This is a genomic window from Nocardia sp. CA-135398 (assembly GCF_050955845.1).
Taxonomy (GTDB): Bacteria; Actinomycetota; Actinomycetes; order Mycobacteriales; family Mycobacteriaceae; genus Nocardia.
Genome location: NZ_CP192084.1, coordinates 7588253 through 7603765, shown reverse-complemented (window position 1 = coordinate 7603765; position 15513 = coordinate 7588253). Strand labels below are relative to the sequence as shown.

14 protein-coding genes are annotated in these 15513 nt (G+C 66.4%); 7 read left to right on the top strand and 7 right to left on the bottom strand.

The annotated features are described in order from the left end of the window. The first annotated feature begins 28 nt into the window (after positions 1 to 28). Both ACQP1T_RS33810 and ACQP1T_RS33805 read left to right on the top strand, forming a co-directional pair. Positions 29 to 1969 (top strand): serine/threonine-protein kinase, encoded by a 1941-nt coding sequence (locus ACQP1T_RS33810; RefSeq protein WP_433757064.1) that lies wholly within the window; start codon positions 29 to 31, stop codon positions 1967 to 1969. Positions 1970 to 2152: 183 nt separating this feature from the next. Next, positions 2153 to 4222: a protein kinase domain-containing protein gene (locus ACQP1T_RS33805; protein ID WP_433757063.1), complete on the top strand. Its 2070-nt coding sequence runs from the start codon at positions 2153 to 2155 to the stop codon at positions 4220 to 4222. On the opposite strand, the gene ACQP1T_RS33800 is transcribed toward ACQP1T_RS33805, so the two are convergent. The 3 genes from ACQP1T_RS33800 to ACQP1T_RS33790 form a co-directional block, all read right to left on the bottom strand. Continuing rightward, positions 4175 to 5143: a patatin-like phospholipase family protein gene (locus ACQP1T_RS33800; protein WP_433757062.1), complete on the bottom strand. Its 969-nt coding sequence runs from the start codon at positions 5141 to 5143 to the stop codon at positions 4175 to 4177. The two genes, ACQP1T_RS33805 and ACQP1T_RS33800, sit on opposite strands and share 48 nt — an antisense overlap. A 78-nt stretch (positions 5144 to 5221) precedes the next feature. Further along, a complete protein-coding gene (locus ACQP1T_RS33795) occupies positions 5222 to 7027 on the bottom strand; it encodes an acetyl/propionyl/methylcrotonyl-CoA carboxylase subunit alpha (protein WP_433757061.1) in 1806 nt (601 codons plus the stop codon). Between the two features lie 163 nt (positions 7028 to 7190). Next, a complete protein-coding gene (locus ACQP1T_RS33790) occupies positions 7191 to 8102 on the bottom strand; it encodes a sulfurtransferase (protein ID WP_433762470.1) in 912 nt (303 codons plus the stop codon). A gap of 169 nt (positions 8103 to 8271) precedes the next feature. On the opposite strand from ACQP1T_RS33790, the gene ACQP1T_RS33785 reads away from it, so the two are divergent. Further along, positions 8272 to 9060, top strand: a complete 789-nt coding sequence (locus ACQP1T_RS33785) for a helix-turn-helix transcriptional regulator (RefSeq protein WP_433757060.1) — start codon at positions 8272 to 8274, stop codon at positions 9058 to 9060. Here the strand turns inward: ACQP1T_RS33785 and ACQP1T_RS33780 are convergent. The 3 genes from ACQP1T_RS33780 to ACQP1T_RS33770 form a co-directional block, all read right to left on the bottom strand. Continuing rightward, the gene (locus tag ACQP1T_RS33780; protein ID WP_433757059.1) at positions 8986 to 9621 is read right to left on the bottom strand and encodes a Maf family protein; all 636 of its coding nucleotides are present in this window, start codon (positions 9619 to 9621) and stop codon (positions 8986 to 8988) included. The genes ACQP1T_RS33785 and ACQP1T_RS33780 overlap by 75 nt on opposite strands. A 4-nt stretch (positions 9622 to 9625) precedes the next feature. Next, positions 9626 to 9955: an acyl-CoA carboxylase subunit epsilon gene (locus ACQP1T_RS33775; protein WP_433757058.1), complete on the bottom strand. Its 330-nt coding sequence runs from the start codon at positions 9953 to 9955 to the stop codon at positions 9626 to 9628. Positions 9956 to 10091: 136 nt separating this feature from the next. Then, positions 10092 to 11732 (bottom strand): acyl-CoA carboxylase subunit beta, encoded by a 1641-nt coding sequence (locus ACQP1T_RS33770; protein ID WP_433757057.1) that lies wholly within the window; start codon positions 11730 to 11732, stop codon positions 10092 to 10094. Positions 11733 to 12002: 270 nt separating this feature from the next. Between ACQP1T_RS33770 and ACQP1T_RS33765 the strand changes: the two genes are divergently transcribed. Together ACQP1T_RS33765 and ACQP1T_RS33760 are read left to right on the top strand one after the other, a co-directional pair. Continuing rightward, complete coding sequence (locus tag ACQP1T_RS33765; RefSeq protein WP_433757055.1) at positions 12003 to 12224, top strand: hypothetical protein; 222 nt, start codon at positions 12003 to 12005, stop codon at positions 12222 to 12224. A gap of 9 nt (positions 12225 to 12233) precedes the next feature. Further along, positions 12234 to 13034, top strand: a complete 801-nt coding sequence (locus ACQP1T_RS33760) for a biotin--[acetyl-CoA-carboxylase] ligase (RefSeq protein WP_433757054.1) — start codon at positions 12234 to 12236, stop codon at positions 13032 to 13034. Positions 13035 to 13076: 42 nt separating this feature from the next. Here ACQP1T_RS33760 and ACQP1T_RS33755 read toward each other — a convergent pair whose 3' ends face one another. After that, the gene (locus ACQP1T_RS33755; RefSeq protein WP_433757053.1) at positions 13077 to 14030 is read right to left on the bottom strand and encodes an acyl-ACP desaturase; all 954 of its coding nucleotides are present in this window, start codon (positions 14028 to 14030) and stop codon (positions 13077 to 13079) included. 269 nt (positions 14031 to 14299) lie between these two features. Between ACQP1T_RS33755 and ACQP1T_RS33750 the strand changes: the two genes are divergently transcribed. After that, entirely contained in the window at positions 14300 to 14827 is a 528-nt protein-coding gene (locus tag ACQP1T_RS33750) for a PH domain-containing protein (protein ID WP_433757052.1), read from the top strand. Then, entirely contained in the window at positions 14824 to 15501 is a 678-nt protein-coding gene (locus ACQP1T_RS33745) for a response regulator transcription factor (protein WP_397031849.1), read from the top strand. The genes ACQP1T_RS33750 and ACQP1T_RS33745 overlap by 4 nt, the downstream gene beginning before the upstream one ends. Positions 15502 to 15513: the final 12 nt, after the last annotated feature.

The window sequence follows — 15513 nt, the reverse complement described above, 5'->3', positions numbered from 1 at the left end:
ACGAAGGGAAGGTAGTAGGAGGTTGGACATGGGCAAGGCGTGGTTTGGCCACTACCGCCTCGATAGGTTGCTCGGCAGCGGTGGGACCGGCCAGGTCTGGCTCGCTCGGGACACCGTCGCCGACCGTTGCGTCGCACTGAAGGTGCTGGCATGTTCGCACGCCGCCGATCCGACCTGCCGACTGCGATTCACCAGGGAGGCCCGCCTGGCGGCGCAGGCCCCCGGACCACACCGGGTTCCGATCCACAGCTTCGGCGAACTCGACGGCCGCCTCTATATCGATATGGAGTTCATCGAGGGCACCGATGTCAGCGCATTGCTGCGGGATTCCGGGCCGCTGGATCCGGCGCGTGCTGTGGCGATCATCGCGCAGACCGCTATGGCGCTCGATGCCATGCACCGGGTCGGTCTGGTGCACCGTGACGTCAAACCGTCCAACATCATGGTGGGTCCGACCGGGTTCGTCCACCTGATCGACTTCGGCATCGCACATCGCATCGACCAGCCCGCGATCACAGCCAACGGCAATGTGGTCGGCACCTTGGCATATATGGCGCCGGAACGTTTCGACGGCGTCGCTGACGCGCGTGCGGACCAATACTCGCTGGCCTGCGTCCTGTACGAATGTCTGACCGGCCAAAGGCCTTTCGGCAATGTCGACTCCCCACAGCAACTGCGCGCCCACCTACTGACCGCCCCACCCAGCGCAGCCATCCTGAACCCCGCCGTACCCGCGGCCCTGGACGCCGTCATCGTCCGCGCCATGGCCAAGGACCCCAGCCAACGCTATTCCAGCGCAGGCGAATTCGCCGCCACGGCCTATACCGCCGCGACCGGTCGCGAGGCATCGACAGTCGAGATCGCCGCAGAAACCGAGCCGAACAACTATGGCCCACTCGAGCCATGGTGTACGGCCGAGTCGCTCGGGGTCGATGCCGGGGGCTGCTACGCCGAGTCTGCGGGTGGGCCGATGCGGACCAGCGGGATCGCCGACCCTGCGAGTGCGCCGAGGTGGGTAGCTGGGCAGATGCTCGATGGCGGGACTAAGCGTGAGCCGATGCAGGACGGACCGTTCGAAGCCACGGAGACGCGGGAGGCTGGACCTACGCCGGAGCCGACCTTGGCCGGTGGCGACCAGGGTGCCGCGATGGGGGAGGCAGGGGCTGCGCGTGTGTCGGCGCGGGTCGGTGGGGCAGTGGGCGCGGGGGTGCAAGGCGCCGGGTCTATGCCTGGGGCGACGTGGGTCGCCGGGGCTGGGAGCGGACCGGTGTGGCTCGGCGGGTCTGTGGGCGGGACGATGCGGGGCGGCGAGGTTGCGGATGGGGGAATGCGGGAGGGCGGTGCTGCGCGTGATTCGATGTGGGGCGGCTGGACTGGGGACCAGTCGATGCAGGGTGGTGCGGGCGCGGCTGAGCGGACGCGGGATGTTGGGACTTCGGGTGAGGCCACGTGGGTCGGCGGGGGTGTGGGGGAGTCGGGGCGCGATGATGAGTTGTGGGGGGAGCGGGGAGTTGGGGCGGGGTATGCGACTGTCGCTATTGCCGCGTTGGTTGGGATGATCGGGCTGGGGTTGTGGTTGGGGCGGCCTGGGGGTGAAACGAGGGTTGCGGCACCGTCGTCCGGGCGGAGCACACCGACTGCTCCCGTATCGCTGGTGCCGACCGAATCGGCGCAGGCGGCATCGCCGAATGTGGTGATTCCGGGTGTTGGGCAGCCGTGCGATCCAGATGTCGACGGTCATGCCGTTGCCGTGGATGGCACATCGCTCGCATGTCGAACAGTGGGTGTCGGTATCGCGAATTGGGTTCCCGCGCAGCCTTTCGGCGAGCTACCCGAACAGGAGTCGGAGCCCACCATCGTGGGCAATGGAAATCCGCATGTGGACAACTCGGCCAATGGCGACTCGGGCAACGACAAGCCCAACAAGGGCAAGCCCGGACATGGTGGCCGCGCCAAGCCGGGCAAGTGAGCGTCGCCCGGGAAAGGCGGATATCGCTCGGTGAGTAGGACTACGTAGGGGAGCTCACACTGTTCGATGGCGGCTGGCGGGGTTAGGGTCGGGAGAGGTTCGGGCGATGCGGTTTCGATCGGGTTGCCGCCCCACTCCGCAACGGCGCGGCCACCTGCCTCGTCCCAGCGATGGAGGTCAGTGATGGGGGAACAGTTCGGGAAGTACCGGCTCGACCGTTTGCTCGGGCGAGGCGGTATGGGGGCGGTATGGCTGGCGCATGACAGCGAAACCGGGCGCACGGTCGCGCTGAAGGTATTGGCGGAGCATGTGGCCGCCGACACGGACTATCGAAAGCGATTCCAGCGGGAGGCGCGGCTCGGATCGAGTCTGCGGCATCCGCACATCGTGCCGATTCACGGTTTCGGCGAACTCGACGGCCGGTTGTACATCGATATGGAGTACATCGATGGCATCGACCTGTCCGAAATGCTGACCAGGGTCGGCACTTTGACACCCATCGCGGCCGTCGACTTCGTGACGCAGGCGGCATCTGGTCTGGATGCGGCGCATCGAGCCGGGCTGATCCACCGCGACGTCAAACCGTCGAACATCCTGGTCGGTACCGGCGGCCACGCATATCTCATCGACTTCGGCATCGCGCACAGCCTTGGCCAGACGGCCGTCACCGCCACCGGCATGGCCATCGGCAGCTGGGCCTATATGGCGCCGGAACGCTTCAACGGCACCGTCGACGCACGCTCCGACGTCTACTCCCTGGCCTGCGTCCTCTACGAATGCCTGACCGGCCGCCGCCCCTACGGCGACACCGACCCGGCCCGCCAAATGCACGGCCACCTGATGACCGCCCCGCCTCACGTATCAACCGTGAACCCTGCGGTCCCACCGGCATTGGACGCGGTAATCGCCCGAGGTATGGCCAAGGACCAGACCCAGCGCTACCCGACCGCCCGCGAATTCGCCGCCGCCGCATACGCAGCCACCGCTTTCGCGCGTCGCCCACACACCACCCCGCACTCATCGACACCCAGCTCGCCCACACCCGCTGCCGAGCCCTCGACACTGAAGTCTCAGCCGTCCGCGCAGCCGCCCCCGGTTGCACTGCAGTCGCACGCGCCGCAGTTGGCTCCACCGCAGCCGTTCTCGGATGTCCCGCAATCCCGTGCGTCGCAGTCAGGTTCACCGCAGCCCCCGCTCGAGGGTCGTCCGCAACCGCACACGCCGTTACCGCAGACAGAACGGCCGCTAGCAGATGTGCAGCCGCCACGGACGCGGGTAGAGACGTACCCGCCGACACGAGTCGAACCACACCCTCCGGTACGGCCAGAGACGCCTGCACCGACCCCATCGGCAGAATCGCCAGCGCCACTGGTCAAGTCGCCGAAGCCACTCAATCCGACCAAGGTCTTGCCCGAGCCCGGCCCGACACCCACACTCGTGGCAACGCGACTGGCACCGGCCCAAGCGGGACCCGCCGCACCGCAACAGCATTCACCGTGGTCGCCGAATCGTGCTGCGGTCCAACCGCAACCGCTCGTCCGACCGGTCAAACGCGTTGCACCACAACCGAAGCGAGCAGCATGGCGCGCTCCGGTCGCCCCTCGCTGGTCGGTCTCACAACGCCGCCCATGGATCGCAACACCCCCGCGTAGAACACAGCGTCGGCGCCGCAAGTCCTTCCTGTCCAGGATGATCGGCGCACTCGTCGTGATATTCCTGACCCCGTTCATGCTGGCGGCGGGATGTGCCGCGCTCATCGCGTTCGGCAATACCGGCAGTGGCGGCGGCACGCGCACGACTGATCCGTCGGTCGCGGTGCGCGACGGCGATACCGCGCAATCGGCCGAGCCGCCCGCGCCGGGGTCCGCCGGTCTGAACAGTCCGGTGCGCGACGGCAAGTTCGAATTCGTGGTCAGCTCGGTGGATTCCGGTGTCCCGCGGATCGGATTGCAGAATGCGAGCGGCTCCTACTCCGTGGTCACGGTCGCGGTCCGCAATATCTCCGATGAGCCGAAGTGGTTCCTGCCCGTCGGCCAACGGCTCGTGGACACCCAGGGCCGCCAGGTCGACCACAACGCCATCGCGACCATGTGGCAGACCACCCAGCGCCGCTACGGCTATTCGTTCGAACTCCAGCCCGGCCAATCGGCCACCACCCAGCTGGTTTTCGACGTCCCGCAGGACGCCACCCCGAGTCGGCTCGAACTACACGACTTCATGTTCTCCAACGGCGCCACCGTCGAGCTGAACTGAGGCCGCCAAGGACGCATGCACGGCTTGCCGCCCGATCATCAATGCCGCGGCGAGCAGCGCGGTATCGCGTGCGGCGCTGTCCACATCCGGCGAGCCGCTGGGCGGGTGGATCTGTAGCGCCGCCGCTCCGAGGCCCGCCAGGAAGCGGTCCTCGATGGCCTGCTGATGCGGCCGCTGCAACCAGGCACGATAAGCGCCGGGTGCCCGGACGCGCAGATAGCTGCCCCCGACAACCTGGTGCAACCGTGACGCGGGCGGACGTTTTTCATCGGTGCGCCGGGTGCGCAGCACCAAGGCGTGCGTCGCCCCGTCGCGCACCGCGGTGCGGATCGGCACTGTTTCCGACAGCCCGCCGTCGAGATATTCGGCACCGCCCAGCGGCACCGGTGGACCCGCGAGAATCGGCAGCCCCGCCGAGGCTCGCAGCGCGGTCATCAGCGTGGATTTGTCGACGATGTGACGGCGCAGATCTACCGCGTGCCCGGTTCGGACATCGGTGCCGATCGGATGAAAGGTGGTGGCATTGGCCAGAATTGCCGGAAAATCCATCGGCACGATGCCGTCGTAAACCTGGTTCACCAGGTAGTCCAGATCGAAGGCGGGCCGCCCGCGCAGCAGCCGGGCCGGATCGACCGCGCGTCGCATGATCACCGGATCGGTCCAGGCCCGCGTTGCCGACTGCGCCCGCCCGCACAGGAACCATGCACCGTTGATCGCACCGGCCGACGTGCCGTACACGGCATCGAAGATCGAGGCGAGCCCGAGTTCTTCCAGCGCCAGCACCATCCCGCTGGAGTAGACGCCGCGGCTGCCACCACCCTCGATGACCAAGGCGAGGCGATATCCGTCGGCGCGGCTGGCTGATTCACGTCGGCCGCGGATGACCTCCGCGACGGTGGGCACGACGGCAGAGCTGGTCACCGGACCACGATACGACAGAGCGGGCGCGGACGTCGGTGTCCAGCGCCCGCTCCGAGACGGTCTTCGCCAGCTGTTTACTTACTTGATCTCTGCCAGCACGGTGCCCTGGGTAATGGCCGCGCCCGCCTCCACGGACAGGCCGGTGACCACACCGGCCTTGTGCGCGTTGACCGGGTTCTCCATCTTCATGGCCTCGAGCACCACGATCAGATCGCCCGCCTCGACCGACTGGCCCTCTTCGACCGCGACCTTGACGACGGTGCCCTGCATCGGCGCGGTGACCGCGTCACCGGAGGCCGCACCGCCACCGGAGCCGCCACGCTTGCGCGGCTTGGGCTTCTTGCGGATCACTCCGGCGCCATTGCTGGCCGAGCCCGCGGCGCCCGCGCCGACGGTGAAGTTGCCCGGCAGCGACACCTCGACCCGACGTCCGCCGACCTCGACGACGACCTTCTGCCGCGGCAGATCCTCGTCCTCGTCAGCGGCGGCACCGGCAGGGCTGTACGGCTCGACGGTGTTGACCCACTCGTTCTCGATCCACTTGGTGTAGACGTCGAACTTCTCGCCGTCACCGATGAATGCCGGATCTTCGACGATCGCGCGGTGGAACGGGATGACCGTCGCCAGCCCCTCGACGTGGAATTCGGCCAGCGCGCGCCGGGCCCGCTGCAGCGCCTGCTCCCGGTTCTCGCCGATGACGATCAGCTTGGCCAGCATCGAGTCGAACTGACCGCCGATCACACTGCCCTGCACCACACCGGAATCGACGCGCACACCGGGACCGCTCGGCTCCTGGTACACCGAAACCGGACCCGGCGCTGGCAGGAAGCCGCGACCAGCGTCCTCACCGTTGATCCGGAACTCGAAGGCGTGCCCGCGCGGCGTCGGATCCTCCTTGATCGCCAGCTCGTGGCCCTCGGCGATGCGGAACTGCTGGCGCACCAGGTCGATTCCGGCGGTCTCCTCGGTGACCGGGTGCTCGACCTGGAGGCGGGTGTTCACCTCGAGGAAGGACACGGTGTCGCCCTGCACCAGGTACTCCACGGTGCCCGCACCGTAGTAGCCGGCTTCCTTGCAGATGGCCTTGGCCGAAGCGTGGATGCGGGCGCGCTGATCATCGGTCAGGAACGGCGCGGGCGCCTCCTCGACCAGCTTCTGGAACCGGCGCTGCAGCGAGCAGTCACGGGTACCGGCGACCACGACATTGCCGTGCTTGTCCGCGATGACCTGCGCCTCGACGTGGCGGGCCTTGTCCAGGTACTGCTCGACGAAGCATTCACCGCGACCGAATGCCGCGGTGGCCTCGCGCACGGCGGAGTCGAACAGCTCCGGAATCTCCTCGATGGAGTGCGCGACCTTCATACCGCGACCACCGCCACCGAAGGCGGCCTTGATCGCGACGGGCACGCCGTACTCCTTGGCGAACTCGACCACCTCGGCCGCGTTCTTGACCGGATCTTTGGTGCCCGCCGCCATCGGCGCCTTCGCGCGCTCGGCGATGTGGCGCGCGGTGACCTTGTCGCCGAGGTCGCGGATGGACTGCGGGGAGGGGCCGATCCAGATCAGCCCGGCGTCGATGACGGCCTGGGCGAAATCGGCGTTCTCGGAGAGAAATCCGTAGCCGGGGTGGATGGCGTCGGCGCCGGACTTGGCCGCGGCGTCGAGAATCTTGTCGAAGACGAGGTACGACTCGGCCGAGGTCTGCCCGCCAAGGGCGAACGCCTCGTCGGCGAGCTTCACGAAGGGGGCATCGGCGTCCGGCTCCGCGTACACCGCGACACTGCCGATACCGGCATCCTTGGCCGCCCGGATCACGCGAACGGCGATCTCGCCTCGGTTAGCTACGAGTACCTTCGATATCCGCGCGCTGGCATGGCTGGGCACTGAGCCTCCTGTTAGCAATCTTCTTGGTCGCCCCGTGGTCGACAAACTTCCGTCTCGGGGGAGTGTAGGCAGTCTGCCAACAACCGCCGCACTCGGATAGGCCTACTCCACAGTAGGTCACACATCACAATGTGCTCTCGGATGTGATGCGCCCAGATCACGGCTATCGGGCTCGCGCCTTGCGGGTACCGGCCGTCGGTGCCTCACCCGGTTCATACCCCTTGGCAATCGGCATGCGAACCGAATTGCCCCATTCGGTCCAGGATCCGTCGTAATTGCGCACGCTTTCGAAGCCGAGCAGATAGGTCAGTACGAACCAGGTGTGGCTGGATCGCTCGCCGACCCGGCTGTAGACGACCAGATCGTCCGCGACCGCGAGCGCGCCATAGATCTCGTCCAATTCGGCGCGGGAACGGAAGCGGCCGTCGCTGTGGAAGGCCTCGGTCCACGGAATGTTCACCGCGGTCGGAATATGTCCGCCGCGCAGCGCCGTGTCCTCATACCTCGGTGGTTGGATCAGCTCACCGGCGTACTCCTCGGGGGAGCGCACGTCGATCAACGGTTTACCGAGATGGGCGAGCACATCCTCGCGGAACGCGCGCACCGAACTGTCGTCGCGCCGGACCGCCGGATATTCACTGCGCACCAGGTAGGGCAGGTCGAACGTGGTGTCGCGCACCTCGGAGATCCACGCGTCCCGTCCGCCGTCGAGCAGTCGCACATCCGGATGCCCGAACAGCGTGAAGACCCAGAACGTGTGCGCGGCCTGCGCGTTGCCGCGATCGCCGTAGATGACCACGGTATCGTCGCGCTCGATTCCCTTGGCGCGCATCAACTCGGTGAACCGGGCACCGTCGATATAGTCACGCGTAACCGGATCGTTGAGATCGCCACGCCAGTCGATTTTGGTGGCGCCGGGAACGTGACCGATGTCATAGAGCAGGATGTCCTCGTTGGACTCGATGATCTTCAGTCCCGGCGTGCCGATGTTTGCCGACAGCCACTCTGTGGTTACTAGTCGGTGAGGATGTGCGTACGAACCGAAAGCGGGATGAGGATCCGGGGCAACGGGCACGATGTGTGGGTCCTTCATACGAGGTAGACGGGTGGTTATAGCGGTTCGGGTCGCACGCCGATGTTCGGTGTGAGGCGTTAGTGAAACTCGTTTCAGATCACAAATCGGCTGAATGGGCGAATAAATCGCACCCTCATCCGATAAAGTCTCCCGGGAGGAGGGGTGAGCTATGTCCGATTCTTGGCCGAGGCGTCGACTGCTCGCGATCCTACGTGGCGCCAGCGAACCTCTCGACGCCCAAGAACTGGCCAGAATCACCGGACAGCACGTCACCACTGTTCGGTTCCATCTGGATGTGCTTACCAGGGAATCGCTGGTGCGCCAGTTCCAACAACCGCCGCGCGGGCGTGGGCGGCCACGCATCGGCTACAGCGCGGTCCAGCGATCGGTTGGTTATCAGGAACTGGCTCAGGTCCTGGCCGACCAGCTCGGCCCCGATCCGCGGCGTCGCTCCGAGGCGGCCATTGCCGCCGGACGTGCCTGGGGCGCCAAACTCGACGCGGGTGACCATGCGGTCGAATCGCTGGAGGACGCCAAGGACGTCACCATGACGCTGATGTCCGAACTCGGTTTCGCACCGGAGCGTGATGCGGCCGCCGAAACCGATGAGCAAGTCCTGATCCGGCTCACCGCGTGCCCGCTGCGCGAACTCGCGCGCACGCACTCCGAGGTGGTGTGCGGCGTGCATCTGGGCCTGATCAAAGAGGTGCTCGATCGCAACGGGGTGCGCGGCGAGGTCAATGTCCGGCTGCAACCGTTCGTCGAGCCAGAACTCTGCGTAATCCGATTGGAGATGATGGCGGCACGGCGGGAGCCGGAGCGCGAGGCGACACCGGTGCCGATCGGCGCGGAGGCCGGGGCGGACGCGCGGATCGCGCCGCCGTCAGCTGGGCGAGTGGCGCCACAGCTGCGCAATGCCGATCCCAACGTCGCCAAGCAGTCGGCGCAGCAGTGGTAGTCCGATCCCGATAACGCTCGACGGATCGCCATCGATGCGATCGACGAACCATCCGCCCATCCCGTCCAGGGTGAACGCCCCGGCGACCTGCAAGGGCTCCCCGGTCGCGATATAGGCGTCCAGTTCCTCGGGTTCGGGCTTGGCGAAATGCACTGTGGTGCAACTGCAGTCGACAGATTCGGCGATGATTTCGCCGTCTCGCATGCGCAAGACGCAATGGCCGGTAATGAGATCCGCACTGCGCCCTGCCATTGCGGACCAGCGGGCCCGCGCCACCTCGGGCGTATGCGGCTTGCCCTGTAGTTCGCCGTCCACCAGCAGCATCGAATCACAGCCGACCACAACGCAATCCGCGGCGAAATCCGGAATCACGGCGGCCACCGACCGGGCCTTGGCCCGCGCGAGCTCTACCACGACGACCTCGGGCGCCGTGCCCGGCGGCAGTGCCGCCGCGACGGCATCCTCGTCGACATCGGAGATCTGGACGACGGGTTCGATGCCCGCCGAGCGCAATACCGCGCGGCGGGCGGGTGAGGCGGAGGCGAGAACGAGTCTCGTCATCCGATCAGTCGCGCAGGTGTGACAGTTGCGGGAAAGAGTACGGCGAGAACGGCGAGGTGCCGCGGTGCATCAGGGTCGGGCGACCCCAGGAGTCGGCCGGGCCGACCGGTCCGCCGGGCGCGGCGCTGTTCGCGGCCGCCAACAGCACACATACCAGCGCCGCGACTTCCTCATCGGACGGCGCACCCTTGATGACTCGGATGAACGGCTGCTCGGCCGGCGCGGGGGCCGGTGCTGCCGCCGGTGCGCTCGCCTCGACCGCATCCGCGATCGGGTCGACTGTGAGATCCAGTTCGACGGCGGTCAACACATCTTCATCTGCCACGGTCGTCACGGTGCCAGATCCTCTCTCTATTGCGATCGAGCCTATGCCCGACTCGAAGACATATGGACCAAGCGACCCTCATCCTCGAATCGACTCATTGCGTCTCTGCAACCAGTGTGCGCGGCCCATGGAGGTTATCGCTTGATCACAGTGGAATGTTGCCGTGTTTCTTGGGCGGCAGCGAGACCATCTTGCGCTCGAGTAGACGCAGCGCCGACACGATCTGGCCGCGGGTGTGCGAGGGCGGGATGACCGCGTCGACGTACCCGCGCTCGGCGGCCACGTAGGGGTTCACGAGGGTGTCCTCGTACTCGTTCTGCAGCTCCAGGCGCAGCGCGTCGACATCGTTTCCGCTCTTCGCGGCCTCTTGCAGCTGTTTGCGGTAGACGAAACCGACGGCGCCCGATGCGCCCATCACCGCGATCTGGGCGCTCGGCCACGCGAGGTTCACATCGGCGCCCATGTGCTTGGAACCCATGACGTCGTAGGCGCCGCCGTAGGCCTTGCGGGTGATGATCGTGATTTTGCCCACAGTGGCCTCACCGTAGGCGTAGAGCAGCTTCGCGCCGCGCCGGATGATGCCGTTGTATTCCTGGCCGGTGCCGGGCAGGAAGCCGGGAACGTCGACCAGGGTGATGATCGGGATATTGAAGGCATCGCAGGTGCGCACGAAGCGCGCGGCCTTCTCCGAGGCGTCGATATCGAGGCAGCCAGCGAACTGGGTCGGCTGGTTGGCGACGATGCCGACGCTGCGGCCGTCGATCCGGCCGAAGCCGACGATGATGTTCATCGCGCGCTCGGCCTGCACCTCGAGGAATTCGTCGTCGTCGAGCAGGCGACGAATGACCTCGTGCATGTCATAGGGCTGGTTCGGCGAATCCGGGATGATCGTGTCCAGCTCGAGGTCCTCGTCGGTGAGCGAATCCTCGATGGCGCCGTTGATCGGGTCGGTGGCCGGGAAGCGCGGGGCCTCGGCGCGGTTGTTGCTCGGCAGGTAACTCAGCAGATCCTTGACGTAGTCCAGCGCGTCCTGCTCACCGGAGGCGACGTAATGCGCCACACCGGATTTCGTCATATGGGTGTGCGCACCGCCGAGGTCCTCCATGGTGACGTCCTCACCGGTGACCGTCTTGATGACATCCGGTCCGGTGACGAACATCTGGCTGGTGCCGTCGACCATGACGACGAAGTCGGTCAGCGCGGGCGAGTAGACGTGCCCACCAGCGGCCGGGCCCATGATCAGCGAGATCTGCGGGATCACGCCGGAGGCCTGGATATTGCGGTGGAAGATCTCGCCGTACAGGCCGAGCGAGACGACGCCCTCCTGGATGCGCGCGCCCGCGCCCTCGTTGATGCCGATCAGCGGGCGACCGGTCTTGAGCGCCAGATCCATCACCTTGACGATCTTCTCGCCGTAGACCTCGCCGAGGCTGCCGCCGAAGACGGTGACGTCCTGGCTGAAGATGCAGACGTCGCGGCCGTCGATGGTGCCGTAACCGGTCACCACGCCGTCGCCGAGCGGCCGGTTGTTCTCCAGGCCGAAGTTCACGCTGCGGTGGCGGGCCAGCGCGTCCAGTTCCACGAAGGAGCCCTCGTCCAGCAGTGCCAGGATGCGCTCACGGGCGGTCATCTTGCCCTTGGCGTGTACCTTGTCGACCGCGGCTTCACCCATCGGGTGCTTGGCCTCTTCCAGCCGATTCCGCAGATCAGCCAGCTTCCCAGCGGTGGTGTGGATATCGGGGGCGCCCGCCGATTCCGATGCGGGCTGGTGCTGGACACTCGTCATGGCTCCGGAGTGTAACCAGTACCAGTGCCTCTCGGTAACCGAGTGTCGCTTACCGGTCAGTAGAAAACCGCAGCTAGATCATGTTCCAACAGGCGAATGGCGGCAAACTTCCTGGTCGATTCCCGAACCGAACGCGGTGCTCGCGGCCGGAAAATCGGTGGAGCGCCACCTCGGTGCCCGGATACCCTGAGGACGTTCGCATTTCAGCTCGAGACAAGGGGGCAGTGAGGTGCACGGGAGGACAACGCACACCTAGCTGAGGAGCAAATCGTGTGGGGATGGAGCAGCAGAGTCGCCGAGCATGCCTCGGCGACCACGTGGACCAGTTGGCAGACGGTGGAAACCGAGCCGACCGTAGTGGATCCGCAGGATTGGGGACGGCAGTCGGCGGAGCCGACGGGGTGGGTAAACACAGGGGCCGAGGTCGAAGCGGAATCCGATGACGGCATGTCCGTCGCGGTACCGATTCGCGAGTACGACCTCGTCGGATAGCCTGCCGGTGTGCACAGGCCACCGTTGGATGCAGAGCAGTTGCGGCGCAGTCTCACCGAGTCGCCCGAACTGTCGTTCTTCTCCCACATCGCTGTGGTGGAGTCGACCGGGTCCACCAATGCGGACCTGATCGCTCGGGCCGGGGAGGTCGGAGCCGATCGTGCGGTACTGCTCGCCGAAACCCAGGAGCAGGGCCGGGGTCGGCACGCGCGCAGCTGGGTCAGCCCGCCGCGCGCACAGATAGCGATGTCGGTGTTGCTGCGGCTGCCCGGCATCGATCCCGCCGCGATGGGCTGGCTGCCGCTGCTCACCGGTGTCGCCGTGGTGGACGCACTGCGCGCGACCGCCGGTGTGGACGCGAATCTGAAGTGGCCCAACGATGTGCTGATCGATGGCCGCAAAGTCGCGGGCATCCTGGCCGAAGTCGCCTCCGGTGGTGGGGCGCCCGCCGTTGTCGTCGGGATCGGTCTGAACGTCGGTCTCACCGAGGCGGAACTGCCGGTGCCGCATGCCACTTCGCTCGCGCTGGCGGGCGCGAAGGTCACCGACCGCACCGAGCTCGTGCGGTCGCTGCTGACCGAATTCGCCCGCCGCTTCACCGGGTGGCGCGACGCCGGTTGGGACACCACCGACCTGATCGGCGTCTACCGCGACCGCTGCGCCACCCTCGGCGCACCCGTGCGCGCCGAACTGCCCGGCGGCCAGACTCTCGAGGGCATCGCCACCGATGTCGACACCGCGGGCCGCCTGCGCATCGGCGAACACGTCGTCTCCGCCGCCGATGTAACCCACTTGCGCGCCGACTACTGAGTACTCAGCTGAACCTTTTGTGCGGCACCGACATTCGCGGCATCACACTGGTTGCATGATGCCGCGCGCCGCCTCGCGGGCGAGCAGCCGGTCGCGCTGTTCCTCGAACTTGACGACATCCTTCTCCAGCTTCGCCAGGAATTCGCCGAGTCGCTGGCGCGCCTGTTCGCCGCGTGGGCCGAAGTCGTTGCGGTCGAAGACATTCCACTTCTTCAGCACGGGCTGCACCACCTCCTCGAGGTGCTGGCGCAGATCGTAGATGCCGTGCTTGGCCATCAGTGCGCCGTTGCGGCGGAAGTTGGGCATGCCGTAGCCGGGCATGACGAAGTTGGTGAGGATTTTGGTGATCGCCGCCATGGCCTGGTCTGGGACCAGATCCAGGCCAGCGCCGCAGAGGTTGCGGTAGAAGATCATGTGCAGGTTCTCGTCGGCGGCAACGCGCTGCAGCATGCGATCGGCGATGGGGTCATCACAGACCTTGCCGGTGTTGCGGTGGCTGACCCGGGTGGCCAGCTCCTGGAAGGTCACGTACGCGACATTGACCAGGAATCCGCCCCAGTCCTCGGGCGAGGGCACGCCGCGGGTCATATGGATCATCCGGGCCTGTTCGAGCGCGACCGGATCGACGCCACGGGTGACCACGAGATAGTCACGCAAGACGATGCCGTGCCGGTTCTCCTCGGCGGTCCAGCGCCCCACCCAGGTGCCCCACGCGCCGTCCTGGGAGAAGTTCTCGGCGATCAGCCGATGGTAGGAGGGCAGATTGTCCTCGGTGAGCAGGTTGGTGATCATCGCGGCCTTGGCTACCTCGTTCAGCTTGGACTGTTCCGGCTCCCAGTCCCGGCCGCCCATCGCGGCGAAGTTGCGCCCCTCGTCCCACGGGACGTAATCGTGCGGGTGCCAGTCCTTGGCCATCGACAGGTGACGCTCGAGATTCTGTTCGGCCACCGGTTCGAGTTCGGTCAGGATTTCCAGCTGGGTCAGATCCTTGGTCACACACGCCTCCACGGTTCGTTTTTCGACGTCTTGTCAAGCCGGACTTGTGTTTTCACAGGCAGAGCGTTGAGCAGAACAAACGAGAGCCAGTCGACGACAGCGCCGGTCGAGCGGCTGCCGTCGGATCGAGGCTATGGAGCGATCCTGTGCGAAATCTCGAGGGTTCTCGAGAGACGCTCGAGGCCCCGACGGCGCAAGGTGCCGATTGTGCAGCACGGCACGCGTCGCTGTCCACGCTTTCCGGCATGTTCTCGCGGTAGGGTTCCGGCATGGGTTATCCGGAGGAGGTGCTCGCCCCGGACGAGCAGTTGATACTCCATCGTCATCCGCATTGGAAAATGCTGTTCTGGCCGATCGTGACGCTGATCATCGCAACCGCGTTGGCCGGATTCGCCGGGGGGCTGGTCTGGCGCAGGACCGAGGGCACGACCCGTTCGGTATTGCTGATCGTGCTGCTGGTCGTCTGGCTCGGCATCATCGTATGGCGTTGTGTCGCAAGGACTATCAGCTGGAAGACGACGCATTTCATCGTGACCGACCGGCGGGTGCTCATCCGACAGGGCGTGATCACGCACACCGGCATCGATATCCCGATGAGCCGGATTTCCAGTGTGCAGTTCCGGCACGGGCTGTTCGACCGGCTGCTCGGCACCGGCACCCTGATCATCGGATCCTCCTCGGAGGAACCGCTCGAATACGACGACATCCCGCAGGTGCAGCAGGTGCACGCGCTGCTGTACCGGCAGGTGTTCGAGGAATCCAGAGACGACGATCCGCGCTGGGACCACCGCATATGACCGCTGTACTGCTGGCCGAAGACGATGAGGCCATCGCCGCACCACTCTCGCGTGCGCTCGGGCGCGAGGGCTATTCGGTCACCGTGGAACGCTTCGGGCCCGCGGTGCTGCAACGCGCCTTGGAGGGCGATCACGATCTGCTCATCCTCGATCTCGGACTGCCCGGTATGGACGGGCTCGAGGTGTGCCGCCAGGTGCGCGCCCGCGGCGCCGATCTGGCCGTGCTGATGCTCACCGCGCGCACCGATGAGGTGGACTTCGTCGTCGGGTTGGACGCGGGCGCGGATGACTATGTCGGCAAACCGTTCCGGTTGGCCGAGTTGCTCGCCCGGGTGCGAGCACTGTTGCGGCGCAGCGGAATCGGTGACGAGGCGGTCGAAGTCGGCGGTATCCGGCTCGAGCCCGCGGCGCGTCGGGTACTGGTGAACGGCGTCGAAGTCGGTTTGGCCAATAAGGAATACGAGTTGCTCAAGGTCTTGATCGATCGGGCGGGTCAGGTGGTGCCGCGCGAGACGATCCTGCGCGAGGTGTGGGGCGATGCCGAGCTGCGCGGTTCCAAGACCTTGGATATGCACATGTCCTGGCTGCGCCGCAAGATCGGTGACGAGGGGCCGATGGCCGAGCGACGCATCGTCACTGTGCGCGGTGTCGGCTTCCGGCTGAACACCGATTGATGGTGCGGCGCA

Coding starts and splice junctions, on each gene's coding strand:
- ACQP1T_RS33810 (WP_433757064.1), top strand. CDS start 29: ATGGGCAAGGCGTGGTTTGGCCACTACCGCCTCGATAGGTTGCTCGGC.
- ACQP1T_RS33805 (WP_433757063.1), top strand. CDS start 2,153: ATGGGGGAACAGTTCGGGAAGTACCGGCTCGACCGTTTGCTCGGGCGA.
- ACQP1T_RS33785 (WP_433757060.1), top strand. CDS start 8,272: ATGTCCGATTCTTGGCCGAGGCGTCGACTGCTCGCGATCCTACGTGGC.
- ACQP1T_RS33780 (WP_433757059.1), bottom strand. CDS start 9,621: ATGACGAGACTCGTTCTCGCCTCCGCCTCACCCGCCCGCCGCGCGGTA.
- ACQP1T_RS33770 (WP_433757057.1), bottom strand. CDS start 11,732: ATGACGAGTGTCCAGCACCAGCCCGCATCGGAATCGGCGGGCGCCCCC.
- ACQP1T_RS33750 (WP_433757052.1), top strand. CDS start 14,300: ATGGGTTATCCGGAGGAGGTGCTCGCCCCGGACGAGCAGTTGATACTC.
- ACQP1T_RS33745 (WP_397031849.1), top strand. CDS start 14,824: ATGACCGCTGTACTGCTGGCCGAAGACGATGAGGCCATCGCCGCACCA.